Origin of the sequence: Nonomuraea sp. NPDC052129 (genome assembly GCF_040680095.1) — a bacterium.
Classification (GTDB): Bacteria; Actinomycetota; Actinomycetes; order Streptosporangiales; family Streptosporangiaceae; genus Nonomuraea.
The window spans coordinates 484584-500237 of sequence record NZ_JBFAVX010000003.1 but is presented as its reverse complement, the minus strand read 5'-3'; the positions used below and the strand labels follow the sequence as shown (position 1 = coordinate 500237).

Sequence of the window (15654 nt, the reverse complement as noted above, 5' to 3'; positions counted from 1 at the left end):
TTCGTGGCGGGCACCCGAGACTTGGCTAGGCGGACAGTCGCGCGCGAACGGCGGCGGCGACCCGTCCCCCCTCCGCACGACCGGCGACCTTCGGGTTGACGACCTTCATGACCTGGCCCATCGCCTGCGGGCCGGCGGCACCGGTCTCGGCGACGGCCTCGTCGACGAGGCGGCCGAGCTCCTCGTCGGAGAGCTGCGCCGGCAGGTATTCCTCCAGCACCGCCTGCTCGTCCAGCTCCGCCTGCGCCTGCTCCGCCCGCCCGGCGTTCCCGAACGCCTCAGCCGCCTCCCGGCGCTTCTTGGCCTCCTTGGTCAGCACCTTGACGATCTCGTCGTCGGAGAGCTCCCTGGCCGCCTTGCCGGCGACCTCCTCGACGTTGACCGCCGCCAGTGCCATACGAATCGTCCGGAGACGTACCTCGTCCCGGCTCTTCAGCGAGGCCGTCAGATCGGCCTTCAGCTTGTCCTTCAATGCGCTCATGCGGTCCATCTTGCCGCCTGCACGGACGGCTACGTGCTCACGGAGCCCCATCTCACGTACTCGGGACGCCTGGGGCCGGATGTCGGGCATCATGAATGGGTGAGGAAAGCTGCCGCCATTCCACTGTCCATCCTCGGCCTCGGCCTGGCCGGTCTGGGTTACGCCTCCGTCGTCGAGCGCAACTGGTTCCGGCTGCGCCGCTTCGACGTGCCCGTGCTGGAGCGCGGGCAGCGACCCGTACGCATCCTCCACCTGTCCGACCTGCACCTGACGCCGGGCCGCAGGATGCTGATCAACTGGGTCCGCTCACTCGGCTCCCTGGAGCCCGACCTGGTCGTCAACACGGGCGACTCGATCGCCCACCCTGAGGCCGTACCCGCGCTCCTGCACGCCCTGGAGCCCCTGCTGGCCCGTCCCGGCATGTTCGTGTACGGCTCCAACGACCTCTACGCCCCCAAGCCCAAGAACCCGGCCCGCTACCTCTGGCGCACCTCCAAGAACGAGCGCCGCCAGCACGTCCCGACCCTCCCCTGGGAGGAGCTCGGCGCCGGCATGGCGGCCGAGGGCTGGCTCGACATGAACAACACCACCGCCCGCCTCAAGATCGGCGACCTCGACGTGGCGGTGGCGGGCATCCACGACTCCCATATCGACCGCGACCGCTATGACCTCGTCGCCGGCCCCGCCCCGGCCGACGCCGACCTCCGCCTCGGCGTCATGCACTCCCCCGAGCCCCGCAACATGACCCGCTTCGCCGCCGACGGCTACCAACTCCTCCTGGCCGGCCACACGCACGGCGGCCAGCTGTGCATCCCGTTCTACGGCGCCCTGGTCACCAACTGCGGCATCGACCGGCCCCGCGTCAAGGGCCTCAACCGCCACGACAGCGCCTGGCTGCACGTCTCGGCCGGCCTCGGCACCTCGCCGTACGCCCCGGTCCGCTTCGCCTGCTTCCCGGAGGCCTCGTTGCTCACCCTGGTCCCGCGCCGATAAACGCGGTCACAAGCACCCGCGAAGTCAGCTAGACTTCTCAAGCACGCGCAAGAGGGCGTGCACCGGGGTGTAGCGCAGCTTGGCAGCGCGCTTCGTTCGGGACGAAGAGGCCGTGGGTTCAAATCCCGCCACCCCGACAGGGTTCCCGAGGTAGGGGCCTGGTTCTCAAAATCGAGAGCCAGGCCCTTGATCATTTGACCGTAAGTCTGAACGCCTCCAGAGGTCACTGACGGGTTCGAATGAGTTTTCCCGAACACCTTGATCGATCAGCCGCCGACCATGGCCTGCACCCTCGTTCAAATGACAAGCACGGCTCAAGCGCTGCTCCGACCGCACCTCCAGCACGGATGGGATACCGGTGAGCTCGCCTGTTCAACTGTCGCGAGTTGTCGTTCTCATGGGGCCTGATGGTGACGCCGATCCGCTGGGCCTGATCGCGACCATGCTGGTGCTGTCGGTTATGGTGGCGGCATGGGTTGCTTCGCCGCTATGAACATCCGCGCCGCCGGTTAGCGGCGGTATCGCGGTTGCCGTAAACCGCGGCCTCATTGCCTGCCCCGCTGGGGTCGGTGCCAGGGCGTACCGCCGGATCAGTGTCCCGCCGGCGGCCCAATCGCGTGTCTCGCTGTGCTGCCGGATCGTCCTGCGTGATCCGGGGAGCAAATCCATGTCGCAGCAGTTCCATCCAACGCACCAAGATCCCTTCCCTCGCACGTCCGAGGCATCCTTCGCCGTCGCCGACAAGCCGGCCGCAGCCACCGCGAAAGCGAAGCCGAACCATGACGTGCGGCCCGAACCCGCCAAGCTTCTCCTGATGGTCGGGCTCCCCGGCGCCGGAAAGACCACCCGGGCCGAAGAACTCGCCGCGGCGCACCGCGCGCTGCGGCTGACCCCAGACGAGTGGATGATCTCCCTGTTCGACGGGTCGCAGCCCGACGGCAAGCGCGACATGCTGGAAGGGCGGCTCATCGCACTAGCCCTGCAAGCGCTGCGACTGGGCACCAACGTCGTGCTCGACTTCGGGCTCTGGAGCCGCGACGAACGGTCGGCACTGCGCTGGCTGGCAACATCGGCCGAGGCAGCCTGCCAAGTCATCTACCTGCCTATCGACAAGGACGTCCAACGCGCCCGGGTCGCACACCGCCAGGCAACCGCACCGCACACGACATTTCCGATGAGCGAGGCGGACATCGACAAAAGGCGGAAGCAGTTCCAGGCACCAGATGCCGCCGAACTCGGCGGCGGCGACATCCCCGGCCCGCCACCGGGGTGGCTGGGCTGGCCGGAGTGGGCCGCGGACCGATGGCCCTCGCTTGCACACGGCAACGCCTCCGGGTTCCAACTGGAGAACGGGATCGCCGTCACCGAGCAGGGGTGGACGCGCGACCTCTAGGCCACCAGTTGAGCGGTCCGGCCAGGCGCATGAGGCTCGGCACCAGTACCGCCCTGATCACGGTCGCGTCCACCAGTACGGCCACCGCCATGCCGACGCCCAGCATCTGCACGAACGACACCTGCGCGGTGGCGTACGCGGCGAAGGTGAGCGCCAGGATGCCGCCGGCCGCGGTGATCAGCGGAGCGCCCCGCTGCAGGCCGGCGGCCACCGCCAGCTCGGTGTCGCCGGTCCTGTCGTACTCCTCCTTGATCCGCGACAGCAGAAACACCTCGTAGTCCATCGACAGGCCGTAGGCCACACAGAGCATGAGGATGGGGATGCTGGGGTCGAGCGTGCCCGTCGGGGTGAAGCCGAGGAGACCCGACAGGTTGCCGTCCTGGAAGATCCAGACGATGGCGCCGAACATGACGCCGAGGCTGAGGACGTTCAGCAGGGTCGCCTTGATCGGGATGATCAGGCTGCGCGTCATGAGGAACAGGACCACGAATGTCACGCCCAGCATGAGCGCGAGCACCAACGGCAGCCGGTCCACCACCGAGGCCCGGTAGTCGGACAGCTCGGCGGGATAGCCGCCGACCAGCACCTCGAAGGGCGGCGGCACCGCGCGTACGGCCTGGACGAGCCGCACGGGGTCGTCGGCCAGGGCCGCGGCCGACGGGACCACCGACAGCCACGTGCCCTCGCCCTGGAACCTGGACGGGTCCCCGTCATCCACCTGCTGCCCGCCGGCGAACGACCCGGCGGCAGAGTCCACCTGGGCCACGCCGGGCAGCCGGGACAGGCTCGTCGCGTACGCCGTGACGTCCGCCGTCACCGCCTCGCGCGAGATCAGCTGGATGGCGTCGGTCTCCTCGGCGGGGAACGACTGACGCACGACCTCCTGCGTCTGCCGGGAGGACGCCTCCAGGGGCAGGATGCGGTCGTCGGCCACGCCGAAGCGCAGGCCCAGGAAGGGCGAGGCCAGCACCAGCAGCAGCACGGTCGCCAGGCCGCCGAACACCAGCGGCCGGCGCATCACGCGGGTGGCCAGCCCGTGCCAGAACCCCGTCGCCCGCTCCGGCCGCTCCCGTCTGGGCAGCATCGTGCCGCCGATGGAGGCGAGTACGGCGGGCAGCACCAGCACGGCCGCGACCAGGCCGCCGATGACGACGGCGATGCCCGAGTACGCGAAGGAGCGCAGGAAGTCGAACGGCAACGCGAACAGCACGGCCAGCGACGTGGCCACGGTCAGGCCGCTGAACAGCACGGTCCGGCCGGCGTGCTCGACCGCCCCCGCGACGGCCGCCGCCCGGTCCTTGCCGCCCCGCGTCTCCTCGCGGAAGCGCTGGATCACGAAGAGGCAGTAGTCGATGCCGAGGCCGAGCCCCATGGCCAGCGTAAGATTCAGGGCGAACGTCGAAATTTCGGTAAACGTAAGGACGCCACGGAGCAGCGCGAGGCCGATCATCATCGCGAACAGGCCGGCCAGGATCGGCACCAAGGCAGCCATCGCGCGCCGCTGGTAGAGCCAGAGCAGCACGAACGCCAGCGGGAAGATGACCAGCTCGGCCCGGACGAAGTCCTGCCTGGCCAGCGGCACGGTCTCACGGAAGACCTCCTCCCCGCCCCCGGCCCGCACCTGCAGCAGGTCCGTGCCCCGGGTGATCTCGGGGACGAGCTTGGGCAGCACCTGTGCCCTCACGTGGTCGGCGTCCCCCGGGATGCGGACCACGATGAGCGCGTGCCTGCCATCCTCGCTGCGCATCGTGGCGGGTCTGCCGCGGGTCCAGTACGAGTCCGCCTCGGCGATGTCGGCCCCGTCCTCGATCCGGGCGGTCAGCTCCCTGCCCGCGGCCTCGACCGCCGGATCGTCCACCGTCCCGCTCTTGGCGGTCACCAGGAAGATCATGTCGGGGTTGCCGGTGTCGAACCGCTCGACCAGCTCGGCCTGCGCCCGGTCGGACTCCGAGCCCGGGGCTTCGAACCTGGCCAGCGACAGCCGGGGCACCGCGCCCGCGGCGAGCACCCCGGCCACGATCAGGCCGAGCAGGGCCAGCGTCAGGACGAGCCGGCGGCGGCGGACCAGAAAGTAGCCGAGCCTGCGCAGCGGCGGCTCCGCGGTGGCCGCGTGGACGGGGCGGAGCCGCGTGCTGACCGTCATCGCGTGAGTCCCAGGGCGGTTCGCATGGGGTCTCCGATCAAAACTCGGTAAACTACTCGTGTTTTCTGTCCGAACCAGAAATACAAGTAAATGCTCGCATTTGTCAACGAGGTGCCGCATGGCTGAACGCACGGTCCGCCGACAGGCGAGGGGTCTGAAGCGCATGGCGGAGATCCTCGACGCCGCCGAACTGGTGATCGCCGAGGTCGGGTACCCGGACATGACGACGAACCAGGTCGCCGCGCGGGCGGGGATGTCGCCGGGCTCGCTGTATCAGTTCTTCCGCAACAAGGAGGAGATCCTGGACGGGATGGTGTCCCGCTACACCGACGACCGCCAGGAGTTCTGGGCCGCCAGGCTGGCCGAGGTCACCCCGGACGTCCCACTGGAGGTGCTGGTGGGGCAGCTCGTGGACGAGAGCGTGCGGTTCAAGAGCCGCTCACCGGCGTACTGGTCGCTGCTCTACGGCTCGGCCACGGGCGACAGGTTCGCCGCGGCCTCGCAGCGGCTGCACGAGGACATCGCCGGGCAGATCGCGGGCATGCTGCGCCGCCTGCGGCCGGGGCTGTCCGAGCACCGGACCCTGCTCATGGGCACGATGGTGTTGTCGATGGTGAAGGCGGTGATGCCTATGATCACCACCGAGTCGCCCGAGCGGAGCGCCGAGCTCGTGGACGAGCTCAAGCGCATGCTCGTGTGCTACCTGAACTAAGGGCTGTTTCCTGGATCCTCTGACTAGTTGTGGCGATCTTGTCACGATGAGTACATGGGACGTGGTGACTTAGCGAACGGCGAGTGGGATGTGTAGACGGCGTCTCCCTCTGGCGTGCGGCCCAGTCCAGGAAGCTCGACAGATTCTCAACATATCCTCAACACCTGTAAACCTACATTTCCGGACATGAGATCCATAGGAAAGATCGCCACACTGGCCGTGGCGGCCGCGCTCACCTCCGGCGTGCTGGCCTCCTCAGCGCACGCCACCAGCGCCACCGAAGGCACCACCAAGGCCTCGGCCGCTCTGTGGCCCTGCGTCGTCCAGGCGAAGTGGGCGGTCAAGGTGCACAAGCGCAAGAGCCTCAGCTCCGGCTACCGGGTGGCCAAGAAGGGCACCAAGTTCCACGGCTACTGCTGGGACAACAAGCCCACCTGGAAGTGGACCGAAGTCTGGAACCTGGGCGGCGGGGGACACGGGTACGTCTGGCACACCGGGCTCAAGATGGTCCGCTAGGCCGAATCGCGTAGAGCGGCCCGCGACTGCCCGCCGGACGGGCCTGATCAGGCGTACTCGACTTATTGCCCAGAAGTGGAAGAAGCAGATGATCAATAACTCTGAATCAGGCAGTCGCAGGGCCACCTCGCATGCTCTGGAAGATCACCTGGCGGAATGGTCGCTGCAGAGCGGGATCACCGTGGAGATATGGGCTCTGCCGAAACAACCGCTTCCCGCTCTCATCACCGAGATCGTCCATGGCACGATCCGTGACGTTCTGCAGGAAGTGGAACAGCAGGCACAGGCCCGTACCGTCTCCATTGCCCTCACCGTGGCTCCCGGCGGGCTGCGCTTGACCGTCAGCGATGACGGCCTCGGCACGTCGGCCAAGGCGTATGGGGCCAGCCTGGGTGGCAGACGGGTCGAGCTGGCAGGAATAGGCGGCCGCCTCACCGTCAATGGCGTACAAGGAAATGGCACCACGGTGAGCGCCACAGTACCCCGAAGGGCCTTCGGCTAGTTTTGCGCTGGCGCGTCCGTCACGATCCAAGGTCGTGGAAACAGAGCGGAGGGGCTCACCAAGGCCCTACTAGCTAGGGGCACATCGTGAATGGTTCGATGCCAGGCAAGTGGCGGGACCATTCACTGGCGGTGAGCGTACGACCGGCGCGCACGCACAGGGTCGCGGCCACGTGCCGCTCGTCCACGTCGAACACACGGATCGTGCCGTCGGGGGCGGCGGTGTGGAGTTTCGTGCCGTCCGCGGTGAATGCCACCCACCCGCCGTCGGCGCCGTCCGCCGCCTGCTTGCCGTCGAAGACGACGCCCAGCGGTCGCCGGCTCGGCACGTCCCAGAGACGTACGCGCAAGCCCTTCTCGTACGTCGCGATCGTGCGCCCATCAGGCGACCAGGCCAGCATGGTGACCTCGCTGCCCGGCACCGCGGGGAACTCGGCGATTCTGGTCCTGACGTCGCCGTCCCACAGAGTGAGCCGGCCAGGCCCGGAGAAGGCCACCTGCCGGCCGTCCGGGCTGAAGGCGAAGGCGCCGGCGAGCTGCCCGGTGCCCTGTTCGGGAGGCAGGGTGGCGCCCTTCTCCGGATCGATGAGCTGGAGCGGGTTTCCGGTCACGAGCAGCCGTCCGTCGGGGCGGAAGGCGAGGTCTTTCGCGCCCGTCCCGGTCTCCGCTCGTCGAGATCCGCGTTCGAGGTCCCACAGTTCGACGCGACCGCGCTCCCCAGAGCGCGACACGGCCAGCGTGCGTCCGTCCGGACTGAACGCCAGCGCTTGGGCGCCCTGCTCGACGCCGCCCCCCAGCTTGAGCCGGGCCGACGCCTTAGACCCGGTCAGATCGACGATATGGACCGTGTCGTCGGCGGCCAGGGCGAGCCGGCGGCCGTCGGGGCTGAAGGCGGTCGCGCCGCCACCGCCCGACCGGCTGACCAGTTTCAGCAAAGCGCGGCCCGTCGCCGTGTCCGTGGCCTCTATCCGGTCCCCCCAGATCGCGGCCAGCACGCGCGTGGAGGGAGCCAGCCGTACGTTCCCGCTCTCGCTGCCGCCGCCGATCGGCGGGTCGAACACCATCGAGACGTCCTCGCTGTGGACGGCGCCGTGCTCATCCAGATAGCGGACGGCCCGGCCGGCGAGGTCGAAGCGGAGCCCGCCGACGAAGGCGGGCATGGCCTGGCTGTACACCGTGTCAAAGAAGGCGGGCATGGCCTCGCTGTCCACCGTGTTAGGGGTGGAGCGCCGCTGCAAGGTCAGTCGCTCCCGGTCGCCCCAGTTGGCGATGAAAGCGTCGCCGAAGACGAAACCGGCCTCCGGGCCCACCCCGCCCCCCGGGCCCGCCCCGCCCTCCTGGCCCATCACCTCCTCACCGGGCGGCACCTCGAACATCCGGATCCTGCTCGCCTGTCTCGAATTCACCAGCTCCGTGGTCATCATCATCTTGCCGTCGTCGCTGAAGGTAGTCTGGTTGATAACGCCCTTGTCCCGCTCGGGCGGGATCGGCGTCCTCTTGCCCCGGCGCAGGTCCCACAACTCCGCGTCATGGCCCTTCACCACGTAGCCAAAGCGGCCATCCCGGCTGATCGCGTTGAGCACGGCTCCCGAGGGTGCGGTGAGCTCCTTACGCTTGGCGACATCCCACCATTCGGGCAGGGCTTTCGCTCCCCAGGGGATGGCGAGGTAGCGCCCGGAGCCGTCGAAGCTCAGTGTGCCGCCGCCCGATCGCCTGCCTTGACGGGCGATGGGGGCGCCGAGCGGTCTTCCGGTGCGCGTGTCCCACAGCCGTACCCCCTCCTGGTCGAGGAGGGCAAGGGTGTGCCCGTCGGGGGCGAGCGCGGCCTGGAACACGTCCGCGCTCACCCCGGACAGCACGCCGATCCGCCGTTAGCCGGTGACATCCCAGATCCTGGCCGTCCCGCCGTCCACGGACACGAGCACGCGGCCGTCCTGGCTGAGGTTCTGCGCGGTCGCGGCCGTGTAGTCAGGGTCAAGGAAGACGGAGACCGCGGTCTGAGAGAGCGAGTCGTAGAGCGCGCCGCGGGTCTCGGGCAACTCCGGGCTCAACCGCCAGCCGGCCACGCTCAGCAGCTTCGCGACCTGAGGATCGCTCTGCCGCAGGTCGGCGGCTCGCAGCGCGAGCTCCCGCGCCAGCGCGTCGTCGCGCTGGCGGCTCGACTCCCTGCGCAGGTACTCCGCGGTGCCGAGCCCGCCGAGCGCGACCACGAGCAGTACGGCCAGGGTCGCCGCGACCAGACGGCGTCTCCTCGCCCTCGTACGGGCCAGGCTCACCGCCTCGTCGAGGAACTCGCGTTCGCGCCGTCGCAGCGTGAGGTCCTTGTGCGCGGTGGCGGCCCACTGCAGCGTCCGATCGAGTACCGAGCCGTGCAGCAGGTCGGCCGGTCTTCTGCCGTGCTCGTTCCACAGCGCGGCCGCCTCGGCGAGTCGCCGGTGGACGGGCAGCCCTTCGCGGTTGCCCGTCACCCAATCGCGCAGCCGAGGCCAGGCGTGCAGGAGCCCGGGCGTGGCCAGTTCGTACGCGGCACCAGCCTGGGTGACCAGGCCCGCGGCGCCGAACACGGTGAGCATCGCGTCCACCGCCGGCGAGTCCGGCAGCTCGTCCCTGCCGACGGGCCGGAGTTCGTCGCCGTCGATCATCCGCAGGAACACCTCGGGCGCGGTCGCACGCTCGGCCTCGGTCAGCTCACCGTAGAGCTCCTCCGCGATCGCGCCCAGATCGGGCTCGGACCGTCCGGTCAGGGCACCCGCCTGTGTAAGGCCGCGTTCGAGCAGGTCATCGCCGCGGCGGAGCGGCGCCTGGCCGCCATGGCCCAGCAGCCGCAGCAGCACCTCCCCGGCGGCCGGCCGCTCCGTGGGATCCCGGGCAAGCGCTGCGGCCACCAGCGCATCCAGGGGTTCAGGCAGGCCGTACACGTCCGGCTCGAACTCCATCACCCGCCCAATGACGGCGGCCGGATCCCCCTCCTCAATCACGTCCTTGCCCCGGGCCGCGAACAGCACCACCATCGCCCACGCCCACAGGTCGGCCGCCTCGCTCGCGCCCCGCCCCGAGAACACCTCAGGCGGCATGTATCCGGGCGTGCCCATGATCGGCCCGCTCGTCGTCGGCCCCACCTCACGGGCCACACCGAAATCGATCAGGCGCGGTCCGTCCGGCCCCATGATGATGTTGTCCGGCTTGAGATCGCGATGCACAATCCCGCCCTGGTGGATGGCGGTCAGCGCGGTCGCCACCCCGATCGCCAGCCGGCGCAGCGCGTCCTTCTCGTATGGCCCCGACTCCGCCACCACCCGCCGCAGGCTCGGCCCTGGCACGAACTCGCTGACGATGTAGAGCGGCGCCGAATTGACCTGTGCCTCGATCACCTTGGCGGTGCAGAACGAGGCCACCTGCTGGGCCGCCGCCGCCTCCTTCGCGAGTCTGGCGCGCGATTCGGCGCTGTCGTACCTGGGGACCTTGATCGCGACCCGCTCTCCCGCCTCCCCGTAGCCCTCATAGACGATGCCTTGGCCACCCGCGCCCAGCCGGCCGGCCAGCCAGTAACGCCCCAAACGCCGCGGGTCGGATGGGGTGAGAGGAGCTATTGAGCGTGCCATTTCGGGAAACTCCGGATGGGCTGAAGATCAAGGACATCAACCGGGTGCTGAACATCGGCGTGGAGCCCAAGCACGCCGAGAGCGTACGCGTGATCGGCCAGGGCGCGACGAGTCATGCGGCGAGCATGTCGAGCGGTCCGCCGACAAGCACCAGAGCGAACGCCGCCCAGCGGAACAGATGCAGCGGCCGAGTGCGATGCAGAAGCGCGCCGAGAAGCATCTCGAAAGCGCCCCGCACAGCCCACCACGCAGCCTTGGCGAGCAGCCAGCTCCAGCCTCCCTTCAAGAACCGTTGCCGATCGTCAGGCACATGTTCCGCCAGGAACGCGGCGATCCGCAGAGAAATGTGATCATGCTGTCCGGAGCACAGATCTTCATGCTCGCCGTCGCACGGATTGTCATCGCCCCCCGCGTGGACGCGGGTCAATTCGCCGCCCCGCATCCGCAGCTTTTCGGGGTCGAGAAGGTCCAACACGATAGACAGCGCGGCGAAGTACAACATGACCTTCCCGACACGCCCCCACACCAGCATGGGCCGCCCCCACACCACCATGCTCGTGGTCGAACGGCCGTCGAACCACGTGGCGACGACGTCAACCAGTTCGTTCACGGGCTGCTCCTTCGCGTGCGCGGCGAGCGCGACCGGCCTCCTACGCGAGGTCACTTGGCGTGTGGATAGGCGACCATGGTGTTTGTGGAGTCTTCCCAGAACAGACCGTATCCGGAGTAGTCGCCGAAGGGAGCCACGACGTAGTTGCCGAGCTGGACCTGGCCTGTGGCGAGGTCGATGGTGACCCGCGGGTCGGCCTGGTCGGCAGTCGAGGCGCCGATGCCGAAGGCGACGCCGTCATCGGTCACACCGGCCAGATGGACCGGCTTGTCGCGGTCGGTCTCCTCGAAGCAGTGGCCGGTGCCTTTGTCCAAGTCGAAGGCCGTGTGGCCGCGGACGAGATAGCGGCCGTCGGCAGACAGGGAGGCCCCCTTGGAGTCGTCGGCCGTCACGCCCTGATCCGGCGCGCAGTCGACCTTGGCGCGAGCCTTTCCCGTGGCGGGGTCCAGGACGGCCCACGTGTCGTTGGGCACGCCTTCATCGCGCCACTGCGCGACGAGGGAGTCCTTGACCGGGGCGATGAAGAGCTTGTGGTCGCTGTTGGTGGTGAGAGTTCCGCCTGACCAGGCTCCCGGCACCCAGTAGTGGCGGCGGGGCTGGGTGTTGGTAGCCAGCAACGGCCCGTGAGGGGTGACGGCTACGGCCTTGGTCGAGGCGAAACACAGCTTGCACTCGCTGGCTGGGGGTTTCATCTTCCTCAGGTCGTACGTCTTCGTCGCGCCGGTGGCCGGATCCACGGTCACCACCACGTCGTTGTCCAGCTGCACCAGCAGTCCGCCACCGCCGTTGGTGACCGCACCCTCGCCGTCCAGTTCGAGATGGTGAGCCGGCTTGACGCCGTCTCCAGCGGCACGGGCCGGGAAGATGTCGATGGTCGTGACCTGCCGGCCCTTGCTGACCACGTCCGCGCCCTGAAAGCCGGACGCGGAAGCGACCAGGTAGTCCATTCCCTGCACGGTGACCGAGAACGCTGACATCAGGCCGGGGCCCTTCACCACGCTCTTCCACAGGCTTTGGCCGCTGGTCACATCGAGCACGGTGAAGGTGCCGTCGTTCTTGCCGCCCTGCCGGAAGACGGCGACCGCCCCGGAGTGCGGCAGGGTGAGCTGGTCCCCCGGCAGGTCCGACTCCCAGCCGCGGGAGGTGTCATAGAGGCTGGGCACCGACAGCTGTGTCTTCGGCGCGACACGCTCAGGGGAGGCGGACGAGGACGGCGTCGACGTGCCGGCCCGGGGCCCGTGCGACTTTCCCGAGTCATCGCTTCCCGCACCTCCTCCGCAGGAGGTGAGAAGACCTGCGGCCACCACTGCCACGATTACGCGCCTGGGCCGATTCACGCGAATCCTTCCATGAAAACAGAACGTATCGGGCGCCAATAGATGGGCACCCTTGATCCGGAGTCTCCTGCCGGAGGCACCCTCTTTCAACGCCACTCGATTTTCAACGCCACTCGATGAACCCGGCAGTGTCGCCGCTGCTCTCGGCTTATCAGCCATTCGTCTGCCCCCTGTCCAATTTCGGCCCGTTTCTCACAAAGGGCTTTGACGTGCCGCCATCTCATCAAGTCGCCGATGAAAGCGAGCGGCTCTGAAATAAGGCCGAGGTTGCAGCGTCGGTCGGGAAAGCGCACCTGTGCCGCTTTCCGTAATGGCCGAACCGCCTGCTGGAAACAGCAAATCCGACGATCGCTCAAGCGATCACGCCACACTGGTTCTTGATTCTCACGAGGAGTTCTTCTATGTGTGATCGCGATCGGCGTTCGGCCTGCACGTCGCGTAGTTCGAGTGACGGATGGTACGGAAGTTGTCGATCGACATCCACCCGTACTTGCTCGTCCCTTTCACCCGGCCATAGGCCCAGAGGTTGCCGTGTCGGTTCCGTACCCAGCAGTGGAAGTAGATCACCTGCCCCCTGCCGAGCATGGTCACGTTCCCACACCGGTCCATGTAGGGCCCCTTCTTGAGGTTGTAGGAGCCCTTCATCACGCCGTAGCCGCCGTCCAGGTTGGAGATGGAGTCGTCGTACACGGCACATGGAGACGGGGTGGCCGACGCGGCCGGCCCGTTCACGAGTGTCGCCGCCATGATCGCGCCGGTCGTAACCAGCATTCCAACCGTCTTGGTCCCGAATCGCATGTTGCCCCCCTTTGTCCTGTTGACCAGCTGGCGATCCACATGGTGCGCCGGACGATGTTGAGAACTTGTTGAGGATTCGTTGAGGGGACCGGCATGGGGACGGGGGCGCAGGCCGGCCCCGGGTCCAGCCGAGATACGGGTGGGTGGTCCGCCCTTGGCGTTGAGGAACAAGGCCCCGTTGTCGCTGGCGTGGGGCCAGTTGGGGCGTTCGGCCGGTGGAAGGTCGCGTCCCGGAAGTTGCGGATACGGCCGAAAGCCGAAGACCTCAGTCTCCGCTGTCCCTGCTGCCCCTCATCCACGCCTGACATGCGGATGTGTGTGCCACGGGAGGGGGCATCTCAGGGACAGTGATGTCCATCGCCGTCCCTGATCAGCAGGACGCCGACATCGGCCCGCAGGCCATTTTCGGAGTTCGATCTTAGGGGTAGGCGCGAGCTGGCTACAGTGGCGACGGCCAGCAGCCAAATGCAGTTAAGGCTGGCCGAAAATCCAGAGGAGAACAGGAATGCGAAGAACCTGGCCACTGGCGCTGATGGCCCTCGCCACGGTTGTCATGGGCGGCGCGACGCCGGCGAGTGGCGACGCGGTCGACAAGGCAATCAATTCGACGACGGCAACGGCAGCGGTCTGCGGCAGCTCGTCGCTGAACGGCCCGACCACACCGCCCGCCGGCGCGGTCGTGGTCCCTGCGGGCGACAACAGCGGCGTGGACTTACGCAAGGCGAACACCACGTACTACTTCCAGACCGGCACGCACACGCTGGGCACCGACCAGTACTCCCAGATCATGCCCGGCAACGGCGCGACGTTCATCGGCGCGCCCGGCGCGATACTGGACGGGCAGCGGCTGAACCGGTACGCGTTCACTCAGCAGGCGACCGGCGTCACGATCCGGTACCTGACCATCACCGGGTTCGTCGCGCCGCGCGATCAGGGTGTGGTCAATCACGACTCCGGTGACGGCTGGGTCGTGGAGCACAACACGATCCGCGACAACTCCGGCGCGGGGCTGATGGCCGGGGCCACGAACCAGATCCGTGGCAACTGCCTCAAGGACAACGGACAGTACGGCCTGAACGCTTACAAAGACGGCAACACCATCACCGGCCTGGTTGTGGCGGACAACGAGTTCACCGGCAACAACACCGAGGACTGGGAGCACCAGGAGCCCGGGTGCGGATGTACCGGTGGCATGAAGTTCTGGGCGGTGAACGGCGCCGACGTGACCGGCAACTGGGTCCACGGCAACCACGGGCCGGGGGTCTGGGCGGACACCAACAACAACGACTTCCTCATCGAGGACAACCTCATCGAGCGCAACGAGTCGCTCGCGATCTTCTACGAGATCAGCTACAACGCCGTGATCCGGAACAACACCATTCGCGGCAACGCCTGGGCCTCCGGTGCCGAACGGGCAGCGAAGAGCGACCCGTTCCCCGAAGCGGCGATCTACCTGTCCGAGGCGGATGGTGAGCCCCGCTTGAAGGCGCGGACCAGCAAGATCGAGATCACCGGCAACCGGCTCGAGAACAACTGGGGCGGGATCACCGCGTGGGCGAACGCCGACCGGTTCTGCAACAGCCCCGCCTCGACGACCCGCGACTGCACGCTGATCGTCGGGCCGACCAACACCTCACAGTGCTCGGCTCCCGCCATCGCCAGCGAGCCGCTCTACACCGACTGCCGCTGGTGGACGAAGAACGTCGACGTCCACCACAACACGTTCGCCTTCGACCCCAGTGCCGTCAACGGCGGCTGCCCAACGCAGTACTGCGGGCACATGGCCCTGCTGTCCAACTGGGGCACGTACCCGGACTGGTCCCCGTACAAGGGCGCCGTGATCCAGCAGTCGATCGTCCACGACTCGCACAACTCCTGGCACGACAACACCTACACAGGACCGTGGCAGTTCAGGGTCACCGACATGGGCAATCGCATCGTGCCCGGGCTGTGGGTCGGCCCCCAGTACGGCCAGGACGCCGGCAGCACGTTCGACGGCGGTACGCCCGCACCGCCTGCGATCACCGAGCAGGACTTCGAGTCCGGCTCGACGATCTCGCCTTACGCCCCGTGGTACGGGGCCAGCGTGGCGCACCAGACCGGCGGCGCGCATGGTGGCACGGGCTCGCTGCAGATGACCAGCACTCAGTCGGGCGGCAGCGCGGTAGCGCTTGACAACTACCCTGGCTACAGCGGTGTGGTCGCCGGTACGAGCTACCACGTGTCGCTGTGGTATCGGGAGGCTGTGGCGACCATGCCCGCCGTCACGTGGAATGTGCGGTGGCGCGACGAGTCCGGCACGGTGCTGCGTACCGACGCCATCTCCCTGGCTCAGAAGACCGCCTGGACCGAAGCAGCCGGCACGTTCACCGCGCCCGCGGGCACGACCCGCGTCGACTGGACCTTTGTCTGGAACGCGAGCACCGCCGGGCCCGCGTTCCAGATTGATGATGTGGCGATCCGTCCCGGGAATGCTTGAGCGAAAGACCCGGTGACGGCACTTCGCCGACCTTCCTGACACGCTACGCGCGAAAGAGCGGCTGCGACACGGACCCCCGTGTCGCAGCC

Annotated in this window: 13 protein-coding genes and 1 tRNA gene; 7 read left to right on the top strand and 7 right to left on the bottom strand. The window is 68.0% G+C overall.

Annotation, left to right across the window (positions count from 1 at the left end; all coding sequences use genetic code 11):
- Positions 1 to 25: 25 nt before the first annotated feature.
- On the bottom strand, positions 26 to 481 hold the full coding sequence (locus tag AB0L53_RS10415) for a GatB/YqeY domain-containing protein (RefSeq protein WP_225302470.1): 456 nt from the start codon (positions 479 to 481) through the stop codon (positions 26 to 28).
- A 99-nt stretch (positions 482 to 580) separates the two neighbouring features.
- Here AB0L53_RS10415 and AB0L53_RS10410 point away from each other — a divergent pair, with 99 nt between their 5' ends.
- From AB0L53_RS10410 to AB0L53_RS10400, 3 genes are all read left to right on the top strand, one after another.
- Positions 581 to 1474, top strand: coding sequence for a metallophosphoesterase (locus tag AB0L53_RS10410; RefSeq protein ID WP_363992675.1), 894 nt, complete (start codon positions 581 to 583; stop codon positions 1472 to 1474).
- Positions 1475 to 1537: 63 nt separating this feature from the next.
- Positions 1538 to 1611 (top strand) — tRNA-Pro (locus AB0L53_RS10405).
- Between the two features lie 530 nt (positions 1612 to 2141).
- Positions 2142 to 2867, top strand: a complete 726-nt coding sequence (locus tag AB0L53_RS10400; RefSeq protein ID WP_363992674.1) for an ATP-binding protein — start codon at positions 2142 to 2144, stop codon at positions 2865 to 2867.
- Here AB0L53_RS10400 and AB0L53_RS10395 read toward each other — a convergent pair.
- Positions 2836 to 5010 (bottom strand): MMPL family transporter, encoded by a 2175-nt coding sequence (locus AB0L53_RS10395; protein WP_363992673.1) that lies wholly within the window; start codon positions 5008 to 5010, stop codon positions 2836 to 2838. The genes AB0L53_RS10400 and AB0L53_RS10395 overlap by 32 nt on opposite strands.
- Positions 5011 to 5128: 118 nt before the next feature.
- Between AB0L53_RS10395 and AB0L53_RS10390 the strand changes: the two genes are divergently transcribed.
- From AB0L53_RS10390 to AB0L53_RS10380, 3 genes are all read left to right on the top strand, one after another.
- Positions 5129 to 5722: a TetR/AcrR family transcriptional regulator gene (locus AB0L53_RS10390; protein WP_363992672.1), complete on the top strand. Its 594-nt coding sequence runs from the start codon at positions 5129 to 5131 to the stop codon at positions 5720 to 5722.
- A gap of 186 nt (positions 5723 to 5908) precedes the next feature.
- Positions 5909 to 6238 (top strand): hypothetical protein, encoded by a 330-nt coding sequence (locus AB0L53_RS10385; RefSeq protein ID WP_363992671.1) that lies wholly within the window; start codon positions 5909 to 5911, stop codon positions 6236 to 6238.
- A gap of 88 nt (positions 6239 to 6326) precedes the next feature.
- Positions 6327 to 6740, top strand: a complete 414-nt coding sequence (locus tag AB0L53_RS10380; protein WP_363992670.1) for a hypothetical protein — start codon at positions 6327 to 6329, stop codon at positions 6738 to 6740.
- Between the two features lie 73 nt (positions 6741 to 6813).
- Here AB0L53_RS10380 and AB0L53_RS10375 read toward each other — a convergent pair whose 3' ends face one another.
- From AB0L53_RS10375 to AB0L53_RS10355, 5 genes are all read right to left on the bottom strand, one after another.
- Positions 6814 to 8586: a WD40 repeat domain-containing protein gene (locus tag AB0L53_RS10375; protein ID WP_363992669.1), complete on the bottom strand. Its 1773-nt coding sequence runs from the start codon at positions 8584 to 8586 to the stop codon at positions 6814 to 6816.
- A gap of 24 nt (positions 8587 to 8610) precedes the next feature.
- Entirely contained in the window at positions 8611 to 10296 is a 1686-nt protein-coding gene (locus tag AB0L53_RS10370) for a serine/threonine-protein kinase (RefSeq protein ID WP_363992668.1), read from the bottom strand.
- Between the two features lie 157 nt (positions 10297 to 10453).
- The gene (locus AB0L53_RS10365) at positions 10454 to 10951 is read right to left on the bottom strand and encodes a hypothetical protein (RefSeq protein WP_363992667.1); all 498 of its coding nucleotides are present in this window, start codon (positions 10949 to 10951) and stop codon (positions 10454 to 10456) included.
- Positions 10952 to 11001: 50 nt separating this feature from the next.
- The gene (locus AB0L53_RS10360; protein WP_363992666.1) at positions 11002 to 12114 is read right to left on the bottom strand and encodes a hypothetical protein; all 1113 of its coding nucleotides are present in this window, start codon (positions 12112 to 12114) and stop codon (positions 11002 to 11004) included.
- A 573-nt stretch (positions 12115 to 12687) separates the two neighbouring features.
- Complete coding sequence (locus AB0L53_RS10355; protein ID WP_363992665.1) at positions 12688 to 13086, bottom strand: hypothetical protein; 399 nt, start codon at positions 13084 to 13086, stop codon at positions 12688 to 12690.
- Positions 13087 to 13591: 505 nt separating this feature from the next.
- Between AB0L53_RS10355 and AB0L53_RS10350 the strand changes: the two genes are divergently transcribed.
- The gene (locus tag AB0L53_RS10350) at positions 13592 to 15565 is read left to right on the top strand and encodes a right-handed parallel beta-helix repeat-containing protein (RefSeq protein ID WP_363992664.1); all 1974 of its coding nucleotides are present in this window, start codon (positions 13592 to 13594) and stop codon (positions 15563 to 15565) included.
- Positions 15566 to 15654: the final 89 nt, after the last annotated feature.